General features: G+C 63.9%; 18 protein-coding genes, 1 tRNA gene, 2 other RNA genes and 1 pseudogene. 12 read left to right on the forward strand and 10 right to left on the reverse strand.

What is annotated here, in order from left to right:
• Window positions 1-158: 158 nt before the first annotated feature.
• Window positions 159-500: an HPF/RaiA family ribosome-associated protein gene (locus NMB96_RS03480; protein ID WP_006451224.1), complete on the forward strand. Its 342-nt coding sequence runs from the start codon at window positions 159-161 to the stop codon at window positions 498-500.
• Between the two features lie 214 nt (window positions 501-714).
• On the opposite strand, the gene NMB96_RS03485 is transcribed toward NMB96_RS03480, so the two are convergent.
• A complete protein-coding gene (locus NMB96_RS03485; RefSeq protein ID WP_255086926.1) occupies window positions 715-1,398 on the reverse strand; it encodes a thermonuclease family protein in 684 nt (227 codons plus the stop codon).
• A gap of 505 nt (window positions 1,399-1,903) precedes the next feature.
• On the opposite strand from NMB96_RS03485, the gene NMB96_RS03490 reads away from it, so the two are divergent.
• On the forward strand, window positions 1,904-3,484 hold the full coding sequence (locus NMB96_RS03490; protein ID WP_043888868.1) for a thioredoxin family protein: 1,581 nt from the start codon (window positions 1,904-1,906) through the stop codon (window positions 3,482-3,484).
• A 535-nt stretch (window positions 3,485-4,019) separates the two neighbouring features.
• Here NMB96_RS03490 and NMB96_RS03495 read toward each other — a convergent pair.
• Window positions 4,020-6,122, reverse strand: a complete 2,103-nt coding sequence (locus NMB96_RS03495) for a M13 family metallopeptidase (RefSeq protein ID WP_043889651.1) — start codon at window positions 6,120-6,122, stop codon at window positions 4,020-4,022.
• A gap of 705 nt (window positions 6,123-6,827) precedes the next feature.
• On the opposite strand from NMB96_RS03495, the gene NMB96_RS03500 reads away from it, so the two are divergent.
• Window positions 6,828-7,808 carry an IS5 family transposase gene (locus NMB96_RS03500; RefSeq protein WP_183086593.1) on the forward strand — a complete coding sequence of 327 codons (981 nt, stop codon included), beginning with the start codon at window positions 6,828-6,830 and terminating at the stop codon, window positions 7,806-7,808.
• A gap of 121 nt (window positions 7,809-7,929) precedes the next feature.
• Here NMB96_RS03500 and NMB96_RS23480 read toward each other — a convergent pair.
• The 3 genes and pseudogenes from NMB96_RS23480 to NMB96_RS03515 form a co-directional block, all read right to left on the reverse strand.
• Window positions 7,930-8,381 (reverse strand): annotated as a pseudogene (locus tag NMB96_RS23480) (tyrosine-type recombinase/integrase); the annotation flags it as partial.
• On the reverse strand, window positions 8,357-8,857 hold the full coding sequence (locus tag NMB96_RS03510) for an Arm DNA-binding domain-containing protein (RefSeq protein WP_152025494.1): 501 nt from the start codon (window positions 8,855-8,857) through the stop codon (window positions 8,357-8,359). The pseudogene NMB96_RS23480 and the gene NMB96_RS03510, both read right to left, overlap by 25 nt.
• A 124-nt stretch (window positions 8,858-8,981) precedes the next feature.
• Window positions 8,982-9,058, reverse strand: a tRNA-Arg gene (locus NMB96_RS03515).
• A gap of 235 nt (window positions 9,059-9,293) precedes the next feature.
• Between NMB96_RS03515 and ubiA the strand changes: the two genes are divergently transcribed.
• Window positions 9,294-10,199: a 4-hydroxybenzoate octaprenyltransferase gene (gene ubiA, locus NMB96_RS03520; RefSeq protein ID WP_023902312.1), complete on the forward strand. Its 906-nt coding sequence runs from the start codon at window positions 9,294-9,296 to the stop codon at window positions 10,197-10,199.
• A gap of 393 nt (window positions 10,200-10,592) precedes the next feature.
• Here the strand turns inward: ubiA and NMB96_RS03525 are convergent, their stop codons facing one another.
• On the reverse strand, window positions 10,593-11,318 hold the full coding sequence (locus NMB96_RS03525; RefSeq protein ID WP_023902311.1) for a ComF family protein: 726 nt from the start codon (window positions 11,316-11,318) through the stop codon (window positions 10,593-10,595).
• Window positions 11,319-11,367: 49 nt separating this feature from the next.
• On the opposite strand from NMB96_RS03525, the gene bioB reads away from it, so the two are divergent.
• The 6 genes from bioB to bioC all read left to right on the forward strand — a co-directional run bounded on the left by bioB (window position 11,368) and on the right by bioC (window position 16,690).
• Window positions 11,368-12,402, forward strand: a complete 1,035-nt coding sequence (gene bioB / locus NMB96_RS03530; RefSeq protein ID WP_023902310.1) for a biotin synthase BioB — start codon at window positions 11,368-11,370, stop codon at window positions 12,400-12,402.
• 98 nt (window positions 12,403-12,500) lie between these two features.
• Window positions 12,501-13,706, forward strand: coding sequence for an 8-amino-7-oxononanoate synthase (gene bioF, locus NMB96_RS03535; RefSeq protein ID WP_023902309.1), 1,206 nt, complete (start codon window positions 12,501-12,503; stop codon window positions 13,704-13,706).
• A gap of 59 nt (window positions 13,707-13,765) precedes the next feature.
• Window positions 13,766-13,842, forward strand: a non-coding RNA gene (locus tag NMB96_RS03540) — sX9 sRNA.
• A 156-nt stretch (window positions 13,843-13,998) separates the two neighbouring features.
• On the forward strand, window positions 13,999-14,760 hold the full coding sequence (gene bioH / locus NMB96_RS03545; RefSeq protein WP_043889650.1) for a pimeloyl-ACP methyl ester esterase BioH: 762 nt from the start codon (window positions 13,999-14,001) through the stop codon (window positions 14,758-14,760).
• A 44-nt stretch (window positions 14,761-14,804) separates the two neighbouring features.
• Window positions 14,805-15,587 carry an SDR family oxidoreductase gene (locus tag NMB96_RS03550; RefSeq protein ID WP_023902307.1) on the forward strand — a complete coding sequence of 261 codons (783 nt, stop codon included), beginning with the start codon at window positions 14,805-14,807 and terminating at the stop codon, window positions 15,585-15,587.
• Between the two features lie 218 nt (window positions 15,588-15,805).
• On the forward strand, window positions 15,806-16,690 hold the full coding sequence (bioC, locus tag NMB96_RS03555) for a malonyl-ACP O-methyltransferase BioC (RefSeq protein ID WP_104551520.1): 885 nt from the start codon (window positions 15,806-15,808) through the stop codon (window positions 16,688-16,690).
• 171 nt (window positions 16,691-16,861) lie between these two features.
• Here bioC and NMB96_RS03560 read toward each other — a convergent pair.
• Window positions 16,862-16,939, reverse strand: a non-coding RNA gene (locus tag NMB96_RS03560) — sX9 sRNA.
• Window positions 16,940-17,033: 94 nt separating this feature from the next.
• Between NMB96_RS03560 and lpxO the strand changes: the two genes are divergently transcribed.
• The gene (gene lpxO, locus NMB96_RS03565; protein WP_023902304.1) at window positions 17,034-17,939 is read left to right on the forward strand and encodes a lipid A hydroxylase LpxO; all 906 of its coding nucleotides are present in this window, start codon (window positions 17,034-17,036) and stop codon (window positions 17,937-17,939) included.
• Between the two features lie 217 nt (window positions 17,940-18,156).
• On the opposite strand, the gene NMB96_RS03570 is transcribed toward lpxO, so the two are convergent.
• The 3 genes from NMB96_RS03570 to NMB96_RS03580 form a co-directional block, all read right to left on the reverse strand.
• A complete protein-coding gene (locus tag NMB96_RS03570) occupies window positions 18,157-18,576 on the reverse strand; it encodes a nuclear transport factor 2 family protein (RefSeq protein ID WP_023902303.1) in 420 nt (139 codons plus the stop codon).
• A gap of 79 nt (window positions 18,577-18,655) precedes the next feature.
• Complete coding sequence (locus tag NMB96_RS03575) at window positions 18,656-19,273, reverse strand: YdcF family protein (protein WP_006451966.1); 618 nt, start codon at window positions 19,271-19,273, stop codon at window positions 18,656-18,658.
• The gene (locus tag NMB96_RS03580; protein WP_183086619.1) at window positions 19,258-20,217 is read right to left on the reverse strand and encodes a pyridoxal-phosphate dependent enzyme; all 960 of its coding nucleotides are present in this window, start codon (window positions 20,215-20,217) and stop codon (window positions 19,258-19,260) included. The genes NMB96_RS03575 and NMB96_RS03580 overlap by 16 nt, the downstream gene beginning before the upstream one ends.
• 156 nt (window positions 20,218-20,373) lie before the next feature.
• On the opposite strand from NMB96_RS03580, the gene NMB96_RS03585 reads away from it, so the two are divergent.
• On the forward strand, window positions 20,374-20,856 hold the full coding sequence (locus tag NMB96_RS03585) for a hypothetical protein (RefSeq protein WP_043888864.1): 483 nt from the start codon (window positions 20,374-20,376) through the stop codon (window positions 20,854-20,856).
• Window positions 20,857-21,287 lie beyond the last annotated feature (431 nt).

A 21,287-nucleotide genomic window follows, 5' to 3' on the forward strand; every position in this document is an offset into this window, starting at 1 on the left:
CGCGGCACAGCTGGCAGCCGCAAGAGGATGGACGCCCCACCCATCCCGACCTGCGCATGAACGCGGTGCAGCTTGTCACCTCGCGGCAACGGTGCGCTGTCGCAGAATCGAGTCACCGCTACGGCAGACGCAGCGGATGACCGCGAAGGAGACACTCTATGCAGATTCAGATCCAGACCGACAAGCACGTGCCGCATGACCCCTCTGTCGTGCAGCATGTCGAGAAGACCTGCTCCGCCCAGCTGGCGCATTTCGCCAACGACATCACCCGCGTCGAAGTGCATTTACGCGATGAAAACGGTCAACGCGGCGGCGCGGCGGATCGAACCTGCAGCATCGAGGCACACGTCGCCGGCCTGCCGCCGATCGCGGCCACCAATAGCGCCGAAACCACCGCTTCCGCCGTCACCGGCGCCGCGCGCAAGCTGCGTACCGCCATCGAACATGCGCGCGGCAAGCAGCACGCCAAGGCGACCGCGCCGCCGCCGGACATGCTCTGATCTGAGCATCTGAGCTACGGCAGGGCCGCATTACGCCCTGCCGTGCCAAACCGAAAAAAACATCGGCCCGCTGCGGCGACACTGCAGCGGGCCGCTTTGCTAAGCGAGGCGGAGGCACCAGCCACTGCAGCGAGCTGGCGCTTGGACGCCGTCGTTTGCGGCACTACTTGCTGCAACCATGCGTGATGACCTGCGCTTGCGCAACAACGTGGAATCAACGTTTTGCCGGCTGCCATCCGGCCTCCAAGGCTTCTCTGGAACTGCAGAACATCCGCTCGCCGCGGGCGGTCGCAATGGAGGTGCGTTCGTAGTCGCGCTGACCGGGCATGTGGAAAATCTTTTTCCCCTTGCCAGAGATATTCCCTTTGATCTTGCAACCCGCGATGACAACAGTCGCTGCGTGGGATGACGCCTTCACCGAAGACGCGCGTTTGGCGCGTCGGAAGTCCGATGGCATCTGAAAGGACCCGCTCCAGATGTTGCGCTCCTGCTGCTGGGCAATGCGTTCGTCTGCGACGAAGGAGGTGGCGTATTGACGATACGCCACTGCCCAACCCGAGCGGACCATCCAGCCGTTGAGGGACTGTCCCTGGACGAAGCACTCCGCAACGATCCTTCCATAGCGATCCATGTCGTGCGGTTCACAGCGCACGGTTTTGTCCAGCAGATGGCTATCCAGCGCTGCGGCTGAGCGTCGGCCACACGGCCAGGCGCGCCCGTCCTTGGCTGTGCACTGCTGTGCGCTTTCCGGGGCATCGATGCCCCAAAGACGGATGCGCTTTTGAGCGACGGTGATGGTGTCTCCGTCGGTCACCGTCGCGCGGCCGCTGAGCTCTTGTGCGAAAACGGATGAAGCAATCAACGCAAGCGAAAAAAACAACGAACATCTGAACAACATCAACAGCAACTTCCTTCAAGAAATCGGCACGCGCGGTCCTTTCTGCTCGCCTTGTTGGCAACGTTTCAGCCGGTTGGCTGTGTCAGGTCGGCTCCGTCGGCCTGATCGCTGGGCAAGCAATGGATGCGTGCCAAAACGGCCCGCACTGTAGCGGGAAGCGGCTGCGAAAGGGAGCGCGATCCCCATTCCTTGCCGCCAGGCTGACGTTCTTGCGGCCGCCGATGACTACGTAGTCAAGGGCCGGATGTCGAGCAGGCTCAGTGATTGCTGTAGACGCTCGATGAACTAGCCGTGGGCTTCGCTCGGCTTAGGGTTGACCGAAGGGTGGGCCGAGTCATCCCCTTCTGGCGCATGCGCTTCCCACCAACGATGCGTTCGGCGTGACCGCAGTTCGCATCTTCCGCTCTGGGCAACATCAAAAAAGGCAACACTTCAGAAAATTACAGGCGTGGAAGTGTTTTTAGACAAACGCGTTCAGCCAACCTCAGTCAGGCAAAGGCTTCCCATGGCACTGTCGTTTCGTTCGCCGTCCCCCACGCTAATCGCACTTTCCGCTTTGCTGGCAGCGCTCACGGCCTGCGAAAGATCGACGCCGTCGGCGGTCTCCGCGCCGCCCGCAGCAGCGACGCGGCCCGCAGCGGCGCCCGCCATAAGCTGGCATGAGGGGAATGTTGAGAAAGCCCTGGAAGAAGCCAAGAAAACCGGCAAACCACTCCTGTTGTATTGGGGCGCTATCTGGTGCCCACCGTGCAATCGGCTCAAGGCCACCACATTCAAGGATCCGGGATTCATCGCGCAGGCGCAGCAATTCGTGGCGGTGCATCTGGACGCAGACCTGGAAGAAGCGCAGACCTGGGGCGAACGCTTCGGCGTAAAGGGGTATCCCACGGTCATCTTGCTACGCCCGGATCGCAGCGAAATCACGCGGCTAGTTGGCGACAGTAGTACTGCCGAGCTTGTCGGTAGTCTGCGTGTGGCAGCGCAATCCAGCACAAGTACAAAACAGATCCTGGAACGGGCGCTCAAAGCTCCACACACTCTCAAGCCCGAGGAGTGGACCCTTCTCGGCAACTACAGCTGGTTACAGGACGACCAGCTGATAGATGCAAAGACTGCGCCCGGCGTGCTTGCTGCATTGGCAAAGGCGGCACCGCAGCCGGCCTTGCAGCGTCGCTTCGAGCTGCTGGCAGTGGTCGTCACAAAACAGAAGCCCGTCGCAAGCCAGGCAACATACACATTGCTGCAAACGGTGCTTTCCGACCCGTCGGAAGTCCGGAACAATCTCAAGGTACTGGTTCGTGGTGCCGCCACGCTGATTGCTGCGGCGACCGACGATGTGGGCAAACGTGCGGAATTGTCCAGGGAGTTCAATCAGGCGTTGGCGCAGGCCTATGCCGATCCCTCGCTACCGATTGTTGACCGTCTGCGGACTGCGTATGCCGAGATCGACCTTGCACGCCTGGCGCAAGGCCAGCCGGCCAGACCTGAAAGAAATACACCGCCACCTCCGCTGCCCGCAGCAGTCGTCAAGACCGTGCACCAGCGCGTTCAATGGGCGGTGACGGAAGCGAAGACTGATGAAGAGCGTCAATCCACGATTGCAAGTGCTGCCGGCTTGTTGGCTCTGGTGGGCGATAACAAAGGATCTGCTCAATTGATGCAGGCCGAGTTGGCGCGTAGCAAGACACCGTCTTACTACATGCCCTACCTGGGCATACTGGCCGAGCAGCGCGGTGACTCAAAGACTGCGCTGTCATGGTTCAAAAAGGCCTACGATTCGACCGGTAGCCAGGGAACCATCGTGGAGCGGGGCATGACCTATCTGGATGCGCTGATCCGCCTCAGCCCCGATGACGGTACCGGTATCGAGACGCTTGCAACCCGAGTGATCGGGGATTTGACGCGGCAATCCGATGGCTATCTGCAAGAAAACCGCGAGCACTTTGAGGAAGTCGGAGCATCGTTGAAGACGTGGAGCAAGCAGAGCCCGGCTGGCGGTGCAGTCCTGACGCGCCTGCGCCAGAAGGCCCAGACAAGTTGCGCGGACCAGAACAAGCCAGCCGCCTGTGCCGGCTGGCTGGGGTGACGCGCGCGGCGTAGATGCGCGGTGCACCTACGCAGGTGGATCCACATAACAGCTGCTTCACCAGCAGAAACGCAGACAACGTCGCCCCGTCGATCACCGCGTCGTACCCATGATCGCCCACAGCTCATCCGGCGGACCGTGGATGCGCCGTACGCCTAGGCCTGCAAACGAAAGCAGTCCCGCCCATCCGCCGCTGAGCCGCTGGTGAGGCGGGCAGGCCGGTCATCGCGCACGGACCTACAGGCAACAAAAAACCCCATTTCTCGGGGAGTTCTGGATTTTCTTGGATGTCCCTGGAGGGTCCATCTGGTGCGTCCGATCTACCCATGGGAGTTGTGTGCGCTGCGAGCTCACATGCTCCTCCCAGGCCTCAACTGCGGTAAACCAGCTGATGCGTCAAAGGCCCGGAAATCCGGGCCTTTGCTATTCATTATGCTGCTGAGCATTACGAGACAACCGCACAACAACCTTTGTTATCTAGACACGGCCTGTGTCATTCGTGCCTGATCCGGCAGCTAGGAGTGACAGCGACCACTTACCAGATCACCACGCGTTCTTTTTCGTCGCGCACCATTGGATCGCCAGCCTTGCACGAGAATGCGGCAGCGAACTGAGGCATATTCGAGGGAGCTGCAAACGCTCTCACCTTGGCAGGGGCATGTGGGTCGGCAGCCAATTGAACCAGCTGCCTTTCCTCACGGGTCAGCCAGCGCCAGTTGCGTGCGAAAGCAAGGAAGAAGCGCTGGTCCTGGGTGTAGCCATCCACCTTCACCGCACGCTCCGGATGCTTACGCAAGTTGGCCTGCAATGCATCGTAGGCCACGTTAAGCCCACCAAGGTCTGCGATGTTCTCGCCCAAGGTCAGCTTTCCATTGACGTGCAGCTTGGGATGGTTTGGCAAGGGCACATACCCATCGAATTGCTTGACCAACCCTTCAGCACGCTGCTCGAACGCAGCACGGTCGGCTGGCGCCCACCAATTGGTACCATTGCCCGCGGCATCGAACTGACTTCCCTGGTCATCGAAGCCATGCGTGGCTTCATGGCCCATGAGCGAGCCGACCGAACCATAATTCAGCGCATCATCGGCATTAGGGTCGAAGAACGGAGGCTGGAGGACGGCCGCGGGAAAATTAATAGAGTTGTCACCCGGCGAATAGAAGGCATTGACTGTCTGTGGCGTCGTGACCCAGCGCTTGCGATCGGTGGGTTTTCCAACCTGCATGATGTTGTAGCGGTAGTTGAATTTGGCTGCTGCTTGCACGTTCTGGTAGTAAGCCCCCGGAGTGATCTCAAGCCCTGACCAGTCACGCCACGTGTCCGGGTAGCCGATGCGCGGCAGCATTGACTCCCATTTCTCCAGGGCTTTCGCCTTGGTCTTCCCAGTCATCCATTCGACATGCTCGATACGCACCTTGAGCGCGGCACGGATGTTGTCGACCAAGTCAGCTGCGCGCTGTTTCGCTTCCGGCGTAAACACCTTCGCGACGTAGAGCTGGCCAAGCCCCTCCCCCATCGAGTCGTTGACGACGCTCAAGACGCTTTTCCAGCGGGGCTGCTGCTGCGGCTGCCCGGACAGCGCTTTTCCATAGAACGCGAAGTTGTTATCGACAAACGCCTTGCTGAGCTGCATGGATGCAGCATCAATGGCATGGAAGCTCAGATATGCGCGCCACTGGGCTATAGGTGCAGTGGCCAGTTCACGGTCAAATGCTGCGAAAAATCGCGGCTGGGACAATGAGAAGCCCTTCCCCACCTCCACGTCTTGGGTTGCCAAAAACTTCGTCCAGGAAAAGTGGGGAGTTGCCTTGTCCGCCTCGGCAACGCTGACGAAGTGATACATGTTTTTCGGATTGCGCTGATCAACCGGAGCCAGCGACGCTGATGCCAAGCGCGTTTCCAGCGCCAGAACGTCCTTTGCCTGGGTCTTGGCCTCATCTGCGGAGCTACCCGCGAGCTCAAGAGATTTTGCAATGTAGGCGAGATAGGCGGTGCGCACGGCAGCATAGTCGGGAGCGCTGTAGTAGTCCTTGCTTGGAAGCGCCAAGCCCCCCTCATCCGCAAAGGCAATTTGCATGCTTGCATCATGGAGGTCGGACTGCGCGCTGAACTTGAATACCTGTGCGTCCCCCTCGGCGTGACGCTGCATGATGTAGGAGGCAACATCCTCAGCAGAAGAGAGCGCCGCGATGGCTGCCAACTGGGGACGAATCGGCCGGGTACCAGCTGCCTCGATGGCCGCCTCGTCCATCCCCGAGGCATAAAGCAGCCCGAGCTTCCGAGCGACTGGGTCCGCACGATCACCTGCCTGCTTCGCTGCCTGTTCGACGATTTCACGCTGAGTGGTAAGGCTTTGCTCCATCAACGCAGGAACCGTGCCCCAGTTGCTTCGGTCTGGTGGAATTGGATTCGCCTTTTCCCATTGCCCATTAACGAACCCATAAAAATTCTTGCACGCTTCAGCCGGGGCACCGAGTTCGCTGACGTCAAACGTCGGTTTTGATTCTGCCGGAACCTTCTGGGATTCTGTCCCTGTGACTGGTGCCTGGCTGGATATGCTTTCGTCAGATGACCGTTTGCATCCTGGCAAGGCTGCAAGCAGAGCGAATGCGACTACCGAAGTCTTGGCCAACATCATTATGTCCATCGAGTTGTATAAAAATATATTCTAGGCCGACGCGGCAGGGCGTGCCCTCAAGCTGAGCTTTGTTGAGGATCTAGTTAAGTTATCTCCATGCGCCAAGACCGTGGAACTAATACCCACACGCACGCGCAGAAGCGTTCTCCTTCGCGTAGCATCGCTCTTGGACATCCTGCATCAACGGGCAGAGCGCCTACTTGAGAAGGAAAAGTCGGGAGGGATAGACGAACACTCGGAAGGCTTGAGATCGACGAGATAGCCAAAGAACCAATGCTTGTTGTGGTAATTGTTCCGACCAAAAAAATAAAGGCTTAAAAGAGCCATTACTTATTACATGTGAACATCGAGGCGGTAGCACCGGGACCGCCTGTATCGTCTGTTTCTATTAGCACCTATGAATGGGGCGGCCCATGTCCACCCCATTGCTGCCGGGCTGACGTTCTTCTTCCGCCTATCAAAGCCCCCACCAACTTAATATTTTGCCTACCCCTTGGACTTATCTAACACTGTTTTTTGGAGAGTCGGCATAAAGCTTTGGCAGGGCTGAATACCTGGTGTCAGTTCCAGTGATTTTGCCTACATCTGTGTCCGTAAGCCTTCCAGATAGTCTGCCCACGTCTGCATCATCTTCGGCGCTAGGGAACCTCTGAACAACGCACCACAGATACGCGACACTACCCGCCTGATGTTGAGGAGTGATCCATGCAACTGACGTTCGGTGACGCTGAGGGCCTGGGCAAGCGCAAGCAGACCCGGCGCGAGATCTTTCTGGCCGAGATGGAGCAGGTGGTTCCGTGGCAGCAACTGCTCGGTCTGATCGCGCCGCACTATCCGGTATCGGGCCGGCCAGGTCGGCAGCCGTACGCACTGGCGACGATGTTGCGGATTCATCTGCTGCAGCAGTGGTATGCGCTGAGCGATCCGGCGATGGAAGAAGCACTGCACGAGATCCCGACCTTGCGGCGGTTTGCCCAGCTCGGTGGCTTGGACAACGTTCCGGACGAGACCACGATTCTCAACTTTCGGCGCCTGCTGGAGACCCATGGCCTTGCCGCGCGGATGCTGGAAGCGGTCAACGCGCATCTGGCGCGCAAGGGCCAGAGCCTGCGGTCGGGCACGATCGTCGATGCGACGCTGATCGCGGCGCCCAGTTCGACCAAGAATGCCGACAACGCGCGCGACCCTGAGATGCATCAGACCAAGAAGGGCAATCAGTGGTATTTCGGGATGAAGGCGCACATCGGCGTGGATGAATTTTCCGGGTTGGTGCACCACGTCCATTGCACAGCCGCCAACGTCGCCGATGTCACGGTGATGCACACGTTGCTGCATGGCAAAGAAGACAGCGTGTTCGGCGATAGCGGCTACACCGGTGCGGACAAACGCGAAGAACTGCAGGCCTGCAAGGCTGCATTCTTCATCGCCGCCAGGCCCTCGACGATGCAAGCCCTCGGCAACAAACGCGAGCGTGCTCGGGAAAGACGTTGGGAACACTTCAAGGCCAGTGTGCGCGCGAAGGTGGAGCATCCATTCCGGGTGATCAAGCGCCAGTTCGGCTACACCAAGGTCCGCTATCGCGGCCTGGCCAAGAACACCGCGCAGGTGCTGACCTTGTTTGCGCTATCGAACCTGTGGATGAAGCGAAAGCAGTTACTGCCGACGATGGGGAACGTGCGCCTGTAACCCGGGCAACACCCTGCAAACGCGCCGGAAACGGCAAAAAAATCGAGGATCTGAGCGCCGTCAGCCTGGTCGATGTGGTTAGGCTCATCCTCCGATGCCGTTGATCAGACCATCCCTAGGTAAGATGAGCTGTGCGGCTGTATGCCCTGCTGTTTGGGTCACGCACGGCATGCGCCAGCTGGTGTTCGATGTAGTCGGGGCCGAAACCAAGCACCTCATCCAGGATTGTACGAGCCATCGCACGAAACCCGTGACCTGCCATCGTTTTGGAGTCAAAACCCATCCGCCTCAAGGCAGCATTGATGGTGTTATCGCTCATCGGCCTACCTTTTCCATGAAGGCTGGGAAATACGCATCAGGGCCCGCAGCAAAGACGCTACGGCAGTCGGCTCGGTCAAGCTGGCGAAGTTCTGCACCTTTGGAGTCTCTAGCGCCCCAAAAGATCGGAGGCCGGGTCGCGCTCAGCCTTGCCCACTGTGATGGCGTATCGAAACACCTACTGGCAATACCCCGCGCTCGATGTGCTGTCTCGATGGCACCACGCGTTTCTATCTTGCGCAGGACGGCCAGGAGTTCCGGTGCAGATATCTCAGCGATAGGCCTATGACCAGATAGGGGTTTAGGTCCTTTTCAACGATCCGGCCATTGCGCTTCATCGTCAGGGCGGAATTCTTTTTGGCATGCAGCTCCAGGAGCTCCGCAGTGATAACCGCAAAGCTGAGCTGGGACCGGTCAACGCCAACCAGCCTGTCGAGTCTTCTCTTCTCCCCTGGGTCGATGCCTGACCGAAGGACTTTGCATGCATCCAGATGCTGCGCTCGCGCTTCTGCCAGGCTGACCCCTGGGTAGATCCCTAGTGCCAAGCGTTTTCCTTGCCGCCGAATCGATACTTCCATCGCCAGAGCCTGGCGCCTTTCGGGGAGATCGACGTACAGGCCGCCGCCATCGAACAGCCTCACCGGCTTGGTAGCGGGCTTTGCACTACGTACTGCAGCGTCACTTAGGGGCATGGGGGCATCCGTATACGTGCTGGGGCCTGCTGCCCCCATCTATGCCCCCGATCAGCCTGGATTTCAGTGGAACCGGGTGGACCTAGCAGGACCTGCAGGCACCAAAAAACCCCCGATTTCTCGGGGGTTTTGGACTTTCTTGGATGTCCCTGGAGGGACCATCTGGTGCGCCCGGAGGGATTCGAACCCCCGACCAATGGCTTCGGAAGCCACTACTCTATCCGGCTGAGCTACGAGCGCCTGGCCGCGCATTATGCCAGAACAGGCGCCCAGGTGACGGCCCTGGCGGGGTCCAGCCTGTGGGGAACGCCCGGAGCACGCGGTGCTTGCCCGGCCAGCGGCGAGGCCATGCCGGCCCATCTTCGCCCAGACCATTGGCTCATAGCCGCGCCACGCCCGGCGCGCATCCGTCGAAGTGGCTCGACCACCAGCCAGCGCATGACCGCATCCAAGCCGCACTGCTACCCTTTGCGGCATGAGCAAGCATGCTGTCGAACACGTACCCATTGCGGCCGCGCTGACCTGGCCGCAGCGACTGGGCCAGTACTGGAAGTTGATCCGCGGCGATCGCCCGATCGGCAGCCTGTTGCTGCTCTGGCCCACCTGGTGGGCGCTGTGGCTGGCTGCCGATGGCCTGCCGCCGCTGTGGACGCTGTTCGTTTTCACCGCCGGGGTGTGGCTGACCCGCTCGGCCGGCTGCGTGATCAACGACTACGCCGACCGTTGGCTGGACCCGCATGTGGAGCGCACCAAGTCGCGTCCGCTGGCCACCGGTGCGGTATCCGGGCGCGAGGCGCTGTGGGTGTTCGTGGTGCTGATGCTGGTGGCGTTCGCGCTGGTGCTCACCCTCAACTGGCTGACCGTGGCGCTGAGCGTGCCGGGCGTGTTTCTGGCCGCCAGCTATCCCTATCTCAAGCGCCACACCCACCTGCCCCAGGTCTATCTGGGCATGGCGTTCGGCTGGGGCATCCCGATGGCCTTCGCGGCAGTGCAAGGCAGCGTGCCACTGCTGGCCTGGCTGCTGTACGCGGCCAACATCCTCTGGGCCACCGCATACGACACCTGGTACGCCATGGTCGACCGCGAAGACGACATCCGCATGGGCAGCAAGTCGACCGCCATCCTGTTCGGCAAGTTCGATCTGGTTGCACAAGGCGTGCTGTATGCATTGATGTTCGCGGCCCTGGTGCTGGTGGGCCTACGTGCCGATCTTGCCATCGCTTACTGGGCCGGGCTGGGCATCGCCGCGCTGCTGGTGGCCTACGAATTCCGCCTCGCCCGCCACCGCGAACGCGGCCCCTGCTTCCGCGCCTTCCTGCACAACAACTGGGTGGGCCTGGCGATCTTCGTCGGCATCGCCGCGGCGCTGGCGTTGCGCTGACGGGCAGATGCGGCAATCGCGTCGCGAGTTAAGCCCGGGACGAGAAGGCACTGTTTGCGCGCCACTGGCGCGCGCGCCTTGGAGCGCCCACGTCGCAGACGCGGGCTGGGGCGCGGAGCGGGGTTTGGGGGTACGGCATGGTTCCACTTGTCAGGTGCCGGCTTCGGTGGGATGCGACAGCGCGACCGGGAATCGGCTCCTCGGCTCGGTCAGACATCCTGTCTGACTCGCCGCCGCGACACATCCCTGTGCCGCTCTCCGCCAATCCCCGGTCACGCCGTCGCTTCGGCACGTCATTTTCATGACTTAGGTGGGCTCGCGACTTGATGACCAGTCGCATCAAACAGTGCGGGCGAAGCCTCACGGTGCAGGCTACAACGCGTCAGCCAAGCCTCACGGCACCCGCGCGCATACCCACGCATCCACCCGCTGCACACCCGCGCGCCGCAAGGCCTGCGCGGCCGCATGCAGCGTGGCACCGGTCGTCATCACGTCGTCCACCAAGGCCACATGCGCTGGCAACACGCCGCGCGCCACGAACGCATCCCGCACATTGCGTTGGCGTTCGTCCGCATCCAGCTCCGATTGCGGTGCGGTCGCCCGCACGCGGCGCAATAACGGCAGGCAGGGCAACCGCAGCGCGCGGCCAATCGGTTTGGCCAGCTCCAACGCCTGGTCGTAGCCGCGCTGGCGCAGGCGCTGCCGATGCAGGCTCACCGGCACCAGCGCCTGTGGGCGCGGCAAGTCTGCACAGCGTTTGACCATCAATTCGCTGAGCAAGCGACCGGCCGGTAGATCCTGATGAAACTTGAAACGCCGCAGCAAGCCATCCACCGGCCAGCGATAGGTGAAGCACGCATGCACGCGCTGCAGCGGCGGCGGGTGCTGCAGGCAGTGTCCGCATCGCAGCGCTCCATCGGAAACATATAACTGCGTCGCGCAACACAGGCAGGCGTGGCCGTGATCCGGCAGGGCGGCGCGGCATGCCGGGCACAGATCGCAATCGGCAGTGCCGGCCTCTGCACAGACCAGGCACACGCTCGGCAACAGCAGCCGCAACACCCGTTGCGGCCACCTGTAAACCGAGCGCACCCCATCGAAGTTGACAGCCTCTTGCATGCTCACCAGACTGCCTGCCTTCCAAGCCGCTGACTGTCAGGAAACCCCGATGTCTGTTGTCGTACGCCATGACTGGGATCGCAAAGAGCTGCAGGCGCTGTTCGATCTGCCGTTTCCGGAGCTGCTGCACCGCGCCGCCAGCGTGCACCGCGCCCATTTCGATCCGGCCGAAGTGCAGGTCTCCACGCTGTTGTCGGTCAAGACCGGCGGCTGCCCGGAAGACTGTGCGTACTGCCCGCAGGCACAGCGCTACGACACCGGCGTGACCGCGCAGAAGCTGATGGAGACCGAAGAAGTCGTCGCCAAGGCGCGGCAGGCCAAGGCCGCCGGCGCCTCGCGCTTCTGCATGGGCGCGGCCTGGCGCTCGCCCAAGGAGCGCGATATCCCCAAGGTTGCCGCGATGATCCGCGAGGTCAAGGCGATGGGCCTGGAGACCTGCGCCACCCTCGGCATGCTCGACGCCGGCCAGGCGCGCGCGCTCAAGGACGCCGGGCTGGACTACTACAACCACAATCTGGACACCGCGCCGGATTACTACGACTCGATCATCCACACCCGCCAGTACCAGGACCGCCTCAACACCCTGGAGCACGTGCGCGATGTGGGCCTGAAGACCTGCTGCGGCGGCATCGTCGGCATGGGCGAAACCCGCGAGCACCGTGTCGGCCTGCTGTTGGCGCTGGCCACGCTGCCGTCGCATCCGGATTCGGTGCCGATCAATCAATTGGTGCAGGTCGCCGGCACGCCGTTGCATGGCACCCAGCAGCTGGACCCGTTCGAGTTCGTGCGCATGATTGCCGTTGCCCGCATCGCCATGCCCAAGTCGATGGTGCGCCTGTCTGCAGGCCGCGAAGCGATGAGCGACGAACTGCAGGCGCTGTGTTTCCTGGCCGGTGCCAATTCGATCTTCTACGGCGAAAAACTGCTGACCACCGGCAACCCGGACACCGAACGCGACCAGGCCCTGTTCCAGCGTCTGGGCCTGCGCCCTATGCAGATCACCGTGGACGCCGCCGACCACGACCACCCTGGCACCGTGCATGCCGACATCACCCGCGACGCGGCCTGCGAACACGCCGCGTAACCGCAGCTCCACCCAGCCGGCACCGGTCGTCGGTGCCGGCTGGGCGCGTTGAGCCGGGCACGCTACGCTAGCGGCCCTTCCCGCCGTTGAACGACTCCATGGCTCGCCCCGATCTGCACGAACGGATTTCGTCGCTGCGCAAGTTGCGTGTGGCCCAGGAACGGGTCCGGGTGCGGCGCCAGGTGGGCCGCCGCGATGGCGTGCGGCTGGAAATCGATGGCCGCTGGCTGACCGGTTTTTGCTCCAACGACTATCTGGGCCTGTCGCAGCAGTTCGAAGTGGTCGCCGCGTTGCAGGACGCCGCCGCGCGCGATGGTGCCGGCGCCACCGCCTCGCATCTGATCTGCGGCCACCACACCGCGCATGAAACGCTCGAACGCGAGATCGCCGACTGGCTCGGCTATCCCTCGGCGCTGTTGTTCGGCAGCGGCTTCATCGCCAATCTGGCCGTGCAGCAGGCCTTGCTCAGCGAAGAAGACGATGTCTGCGTGCAGGACCGGCTCAATCACGCCAGCCTGCTCGATGCCACACGGCTGGCCGGCTGCCGGCTGCGGCGGTATCCGCATCTGGATGTGGAAGGTGCGATGCGTCAGCTCAAGGGTGCGCCCGAGGGCGCGGCGATGCTGGCCAGCGATGGCGTCTTCAGCATGGATGGCGATGTTGCGCCGCTGCGTGCATTGAGTCTGGTCGCGCGCATGCAGGAAGCGCTGTTCTACGTCGACGATGCGCATGGCGTGGGCGTGCTCGGCCCGCAAGGGCGCGGTTGCGTTGCCGATGCGGTGCTCGGCGTGGCCGAAGTGCCGCTGCAATTGGTGACCCTGGGCAAGGCGCTCGGTGGCTATGGCGCGGTCGTCGTTGGCGACGAAGCGCTGGTGCGCCATCTGGCCGAAACCGCGCGCCCGTACATCTACACCACCGCGCTGCCGCCGGCACAGGTCGCCGCGACCCTGGCGGCCGTGCGCCTGGCGCGGCGCGACGACTGGCGGCGTGCGCGGCTGACCGAATTGATCGGCAGTTTTCGCGATGGCGCGCGCCGGTATGGGTTCGAACTGATGGCCTCCGATACACCGATCCAGCCCTTGCTGTGCGGCGAAGAATCCACGGTGATGGCGATGTCCGCTGCGCTGGAACAGGCCGGCTTTCTGATCGGTGCGATCCGCCCGCCCACCGTGCCCGAAGGCAAGGCGCGTCTGCGCATCACCCTGTCTGCGTTGCACACGCCGCAACAGGTGCAGGCGTTGATCGAAGCCCTGGTGCAGGCCCGCGATGTGGTGAGCCGGCAACCGCTGCGCGCCTCCGCCTGAGGGCGGCGATCCAAACGACTGCGCAACCGCCGGGCAGCGCAGCCGGTGCACGGGGTGGCATGGACCACCCGGCCACTGCAGTGCCGAGCGCGCAGTCCACGCCCAGCTGACACTTGCTGGATCAGTGGTGCTGGCGCGGTCATGGTCATGGTCATGCGAGCACGCAACGGAACTGGCTCGAATCCCAGGGTCAACGCGCCACGCGCAAGCGCCATGCACTGACTCAAGACTCACCGCCCCTCCTGCGCGGATCTGTGCACGCCGATCCGTGCCGATCGGCGACAATGCGCGCATGCATATCGACGTCATTGGCCACGGGCCTGCGCTGGTTCTTCTGCACGGTTGGGCGCTGCACGGCGGCGTGTTTGCGCCACTGGTGGAGCGACTGGCGCCGCACTATCAACTGCATCTGGTGGACCTGCCCGGGCACGGTTTCAGCCGCGACGACAGCACGCCATTGGCGCTGCCGTACGTGGTCGCCGCAATCGCTGCGGCCACACCGCCGGCAGTGTGGATCGGCTGGTCGTTGGGCGGCTTGTTCGCGCTGCATGCCGCGGCCACCCAACCGCAGGTACGCGGGCTGGCGATGATCGCGGCCACGCCGCGGTTCGTGCGTGGCAACGATTGGCCGGAGGCGGTTGAACGCGAGGTCTTCGTGCAATTCGGCCAGGACTTGTCGCGCGATTATCGCGGCACCCTCGAGCGCTTTCTGGCGCTGGACACGCTGGGCTCGGCGCATGCCCGCGCCGAGCTGCGCAGCCTGCGCGAGACGCTGGTTGCGCGCGGCGAGCCAGCCGCCGACGCCTTGCAACAAGGCCTGAGCCTGCTGGAACGCACCGACCTGCGCCGCGCGCTGCCACAGTTGAGCAAACCCAGCCTGTGGATTGCTGGCCAACGCGATCGCCTGGTCCCTGCAGCCGGCATGCACGCCGCCGCGGCGTTGGCCCCGCACGCGCAAGCACTCACCATCGCCGGCGGCGGTCACGCACCGTTTCTCGGCCACGCCGATCAAGTGAGTGAGGCGCTGCAACGCTTCGTTGCGTCCGTACCGTGAGCGGATCGCCGATCATGCCAACTCACTGATCGAGGGAGCAGCGCATGGACTTGGGCATCGCCGGACGTTGGGCATTGGTATGCGCCGCCAGCAAAGGTCTCGGACTGGGCTGCGCACGCGCACTGGCCAGCGAAGGCGTCAACGTGGTGATCGTCGCGCGCGGGCGCGATGCCTTGGAGCAGTCCGCCGATGCGCTGCGCGCGCTGCCAGGTGCCGGCGAGGTGCGCAGCGTGGTGGCCGATATCGCCACCCCGCAGGGACGCACCGATGCACTTGCCGCCTGCCCGCAGGTCGACATCCTGATCAACAACGCCGGCGGCCCGCCGCCCGGCGATTTTCGGCAGTGGGAACGCGACGACTGGCTGCGCGCACTGGACGCCAACATGCTGGCGCCGATCGAACTGATCCGCGCCAGCGTCGATGCGATGCGCGCGCGTCGCTTCGGCCGCATCATCAACATCACCTCCAGCGCAGTGAAGGCGCCGATCGACATCCTGGGCCTGTCCAACGGCGCGCGTGCCGGCCTCACCGGCTTCGTCGCCGGGCTGGCGCGCAGCACGGTCGCCGATAACGTCACCATCAACAATCTGCTGCCCGGCCAGTTCGCCACCGACCGGCTGCGCGGCAACTTCGCCGCGATCGCGCAACAGCAAGGCGGCACCGCCGAGGACGTCGCCGAGCGCAAGCGCGCGGGCATTCCGGCCGGGCGCTTCGGCGAGCCGGACGAATTCGGCGCTGCCTGCGCATTCCTGTGCAGCGCGCAGGCCGGCTACATCACCGGGCAGAACCTGCTGATCGACGGCGGCAGCTATCCCGGCACGTTCTAGAGCGCGTCGGCCACGCGGAGGTTGTGGCGACCGCAGCGGAGGTCGCGGTTGTTTTCGGCCACGACTCGGCTTGTCGAAACGCAGTGCCGGTCCATCGCGGTCGCCACGCAGTCGCTGGCAGAGCGACCGCTTGCAGAGCTCTCCAGGCCGATTGCCACGCCACACCACACCACACATCGATTCCCTCCGCCGCGCGCAGCGGCGACAATAGCGCCGCAATGAACAGCACTTTCGACCCCCGCCACGTCCGGCGCGCCTTTGCGCGTGCCGCCAGCAGCTATGCCGCCGCCGCCGCACTGCAGCGCGAAGCGGAAACGCGCCTGCTCGAATCGCTCGACTACTTTGACGACCAGCTGCCCAAGGTGGTGCTGGATGTCGGCGCCGGCCCCGGCCATGCCAGCGGCGCGATCAAGAAACGCTGGCCCAAGGCGCAGGTGATCGCCCTCGATCAGGCCATGCCGATGCTGCGCCAGGCGCGCAAGGCCGCGGGCTGGTGGAAACCGTTCGCACAGGTCTGCGCCGATGCGCGCGCCTTGCCTGTGGCCGATGGCAGCGTGGATGTGATCTTCAGCAATCTGTGCCTGCAGTGGGTGGAAGACCTGCCGGCGGTGTTCGCCGGCTTCCGCCGCGCGCTGCGCCCGGGCGGGCTGTTGCTGTGCTCCACCTTCGGCCCGGAAACACTGATCGAACTGCGCGAAGCCTTCGCCCAGGCCGACCCGGCCCCGCACGTGAGCAGGTTTCCGCCGATCGCGCAGTTCGGCGATGCCTTGCTGATGTCCGGCTTCCGCGACCCGGTGCTGGACCGCGACCTGTTCACGCTGACCTACAGCGACCTGCCCGCCTTGATGCGCGAACTGCGGGCGATGGGCGCCACCAACGCGCTCAGCGATCGCCGCGCCACCCTGACCGGACGCGGTCGCTTCGCCGCCGCCAGCGCCGCGTACGAGCCGTTACGGCGGCCCGACGGCACCTTGCCCAGCTCCTGGGAAGTGATCTACGCGCACGCCTGGGCACCGGCACCGGGCGCGCCCATCCGCGAACAAGGGCACGACATCGCCAGCGTACCGTTGGCCTCGATCCCGATCCGCCGCCGCATCGACTGAGCGGCGGTACAGATCGCTGGCCGCAATGCACCTGCTGCCGGTGAGACACACAATCTTGGGCCGATGCCAATGCCGACCTGTCAGGCTCGGCGGCGACACCCGGTAGAATTCAGTCGTTAACGGCCGCATGTTCCTGTGACGGCTCACCTTGTTCAACGCCTCAACCAGAGTGGCTGGCAAAACGTGGCAAGCAGTCGTCGGGTGCGTGCAGACGGCGCGGAGGAACCGGTGTGTACGTGTGCAGTACATGCAGGTTCCGAGCACCGGCAGCGCCCGGCTGCTGCATCGTCGTTTTGATCCCGCTCTTGCGTTTGCGGCCCCCGCTCCCTAATTGGCCTTCTCCATGTTGAAGTGGCTCATCATCGCGCTGTTCATCGCATCGGCGCTGTACATCCATTACCGCGGTCGCGTGCGGCACCGGCTCAGCCGGCAGCTGCTGGACCATTCCACCTTCATGGCACCGATCAACACGCTGATGTATCTGTGTTCGCGGGTGCCGACCACGCCCTTCATCGATCCCGGCAAGGAATTCCCGGAGCTGGCACCGTTGCGCGCCAACTGGTCGCTGATCCGCGACGAAGCGGTGGCCCTGCAGCAGATGCAGAAGATCCGCGCGGCCGACGGCTACACCGACATCGGCTTCAACTCGTTTTTTCGCCGTGGCTGGAAGCGCTTCTATCTGAAGTGGTACGGCACCGCGCACCCGTCGGCGTCCGAACTGTGCCCGCAGACCACCGCCTTGCTGAAGTCCATCCCCACGGTGAAAGCGGCGATGTTCGCCGAGTTGCCGCCGGGCAGCGAACTGCGCCCGCACCGCGACCCGTTCGCCGGGTCCATGCGCCTGCATCTGGGCCTGGCCACGCCCAACGACGATCGCTGCTTCATCGACGTCGACGGCCAGCGTCACAGCTGGCGCGATGGCGAGTGGACCATGTTCGACGAAACCTACATCCACTACGCGCGCAACGACACCGACCAGGACCGCATCATCCTGTTCTGCGATATCGAGCGGCCGATGCGCTGGCGCTGGGCGGCGGCGGTGAACCGCTTCGTCGGCCGCAGCCTGCTCTCTGCCGGCGCCTCGCCCAATCAGGAAGGCGACAAGACCGGCGGCATCAACCGCGTGTTCCGCTATTTCTACGCTGGCCGCCTGAAGGCCAAGGCGCTGAAGGAACGCAATAACCCGCTGTACCAGATCCTCAAGTGGGGCATCTTCGTGGTGGTAGTGGTCGGCATCGTGTTGCTGTAACCCCGGACCACCCGCGTAGGAGCGCGCTTGCGCGCGATGAAGCGTTACCGAGAAAGCCTCATCGCGCGCAAGCGCGCTCCTACATAGGGATAGGTCCGGCCGCAATACCGCACCAACCACGTAGGAGCGCACCCGGGCGCGACCAGGCATTCCCGGTAGCGCCTCATCGCGCCCAGGTGCGCTCCTACGCAGGTCTAGCCCGTGCCGGTCGATGCAATCAGCGCGAGACCTGCGCGATCCATTCCTGCAGGTTGTAGTAGTTGGTGACGCGGGTGAGCTTGCCGTCGCGCACATCGAAGAACGCACCACCCGGCAACACGTAGGTCTGCCCGTTGGCCTCCGGCAGGCCTTCGTCGGTGGTGTGGTAGACCCCGTGCACCACGTACTCGGCGCCGACCCGGGTGCCGTCGTCGTTGGCGGTGATCACGATGTTGCGCAACTGCTCGCGGTAACTGTCGTTCATGCGTTGCAGAAAGGCGGCGAATTCCGCACGGCCGGTCTCGCGCGGCCCCTGATTGAGGTCATGCGCCACATCGTCGGCCAGAAACGCCAACATGGCGTCCCACTCGCCGCGGTTGAATGCTTCGTAATAGGCCTGGACCAGGCCGGTGGCGCGTTGCCGATTGCTCTCGCTCATGCTCGAACCTGCCGCTGGGAAAGCCGCATCATAGAGCGCGTCTTGCACTGCAACGTCATCGCACACTGCAGACCCGGCATCAGGCGCCCTGCACCACCAGGTCGCGGTGGAAGTAATAGACCTCCTGCAGCAGAAAGCGCCAGCTGGTGTGGAAGCTGCGAAAGCGCGTGCTGGGGGTGGACGAGGCCAGCGCATCCACGCCCAGCTCCTGGCTCAGCCGCAGCGCGCGCGCCATGTGCAGCGGGTCGCTGACGATGATGGCCCGGTGCATGCCGTGACGCTCCATCAGCGCGCGCGCCTGCTGCAGGTTCTGCCGGGTGGTGCGTGATTCGGTTTCGATCACGATCGCTTCCGGCGGGATGCCGTGACGCAGCGCATAGCGCCGCGCGACCTGCGACTCGGCAAAGCGTGCGCCATTGCCGAAGCCGCCGGTGAACAACAGCCGCGGCGCATAGCCCTGCGCGTATAGATCCAGCGCATGCCGGATGCGCTCTTCGAACACCGGCGAAGGCCGCGCGTCGTAGGCGGCCGCGCCCAGCACGATGATCACATCGGCCGGCGCGGCCTGGTCGCGGTCGCCGATCCAGACGATCCAGCCCGCCACGCCCACCAGCCAGATCGCCGCCAGCATGCACAACCGCCAGCCCCAGCCCCACAGGCCGAGCCCGCGCGAACGCCTGCTCACGCCGCGGCCCATGGCAGCGCGTCCAGATCGACATTGCCGCCAGACAGGATCAGCCCGACCCGGCGCCCGGCAAAGCGCGCCGGGTCGGCCAGCACCGCCGCCAGCGCAATCGCCGAGGACGGCTCCACGACTTGTTTGAGCACCTGCCAGATCAGCCGCATCGCCTGCACCACCGCGGCATCGTCCACAGTGATCACCTGCGCGCCGGCCGCCTGCAACAGCGCGAAATTCGGCGCACCCAGGGTGCCGCGCAAGCCGTCGCAAATGGTGTCTGGGACAAAATCGACCAGGCGCTCGCCTGCCGCCAGCGAGCGCGCGGTGTCGGCCGCGCCGCTGGGCTCGGCCAGCACCAGTGCGCAACCCGGCGCGGCCTGCAGCGCCAAGGCCGCACCGGCAGCCAGCCCACCGCCGCCGACCGGCGCCACCAGCACGTCCAGGCCGCCGCTCTGGTGCAACAGCTCCAGCGTGGCGGTGCCCTGCCCGGCGATCACGGCCGGGTCGGTGTAGGGATGGACCAGCGTCGCGCCGCTGCTGGCCTGCACCTCCGCGCACAGCTGCTCGCGCGCGGCGATGGTCGGCGCGCAGCGCCACAGCGTGGCGCCGTGCCGGGAAATATTGGCCAACTTGGCGGCCACCGCACCCTCCGGCACCACTACATGGCAACCGATGCCACGGGTGCGCGTGGCCAGCGCCAAGGCGGCGCCGTGGTTGCCGGACGAATGCGTGACCACGCCGCGCGCGGCCAGTTCCTCGGGCAACGACCACACCGCATTGCAGGCGCCACGGAACTTGAACGCACCGCTGCGCTGCAGGTGTTCGGCCTTGAAGAACAGCTGCGCGCCGCAGAGCGCATCCAGGCTGTGCGAGGTCAGCAACGGTGTCGGCGCACACTGCGGCGCGATGCGCGCAGCGGCTTGCAGGACGTCGGAATGGGCAAGAGAAACCGTCTCGATCATGCCTGCAAGATTAACGTATCCCCCACTCTTCACGGTTGCGCGCACAATTCCCGCGCATGCTGGATCGATGAAAAAGCGCCACATAGCGACACAGTTAAGGACCGATTCAATGCATCGGTTCGAAAGTGGCACCATGGTTGCAGGAGGGCACCATCCATGAAATTCCGTCTGATCTTCGCCGCCGGGCTACTGGCTCTGAGCGGCTGCGCGACTTACGACTACACCGGCGGTGGGTCGGGCGGCTATTACCGTGGCGCGCCCGCCGTGCAGTATCGCTACCCGCCGGGTTACTCGCCGTATTTCTACGGCAATCCGTACGGCAACCCTTATGGGGCCGGTTCGATCGGGTTGTACGACTACCCGGTGTATCCGGTCTACCGCGGTGGTGGCGGCTACTACTACCGGCAGAACGATCGGCGCCCACAATACCGGCCGCCGCGCCCGAACGGCTCGTACCACAATGGCCCGCGTCCGAACGGTCCCCGCCCCAATAGCCCGCGTCCGCAGCAGCCCAATCGTCCACCGGCAACCGGCGCTCCGCCGTCGCGGCCGCCGGCACGCATCGGTGCGCCGCCTGGGGTGATCCGGCAGATTCAACGGCAGACAGCACCCCGCAATACCCGTGAGCAGATCCCCTGAGTTGCTGACTGCGACGCGGCCCACAAATGGATAGATTGGGGGCTTGCGTTCAGCCGGCACTTGGTTGCAAGCTAGATGCTCTGTGTGACCCGCCACGTCATTTTTTGACCTGACGCGCTCCACTGACTGACTTATGTCGATGTCCGACAGGGAAATCTGGATCCCCCCTGTTCCGGCCCTGTCGGATATCGGCGCCTTCAACGCATAAAGCCCCGGCATGCCGGGGCTTTATGCGTTTGTCCTTTGCTTAACCTGGCAATCCCTGACCGCATCAGCTTGGCAGAGGGCAGCGGCAGCGGTGCCAACCGCAGAAAAAATAAGGGTCGGCAGTCCCCCGACTACCGACCCTTACGCTACCCCATCGCACGCGCGGCTGGCCCCTGTTCCAATTCCAGCCTTGCGCCCATGTCGCAATGCCACGACGGGTGCAG

Source organism: Xanthomonas hortorum (assembly GCF_024339125.1).
GTDB lineage: Bacteria > Pseudomonadota > Gammaproteobacteria > Xanthomonadales > Xanthomonadaceae > Xanthomonas > Xanthomonas hortorum.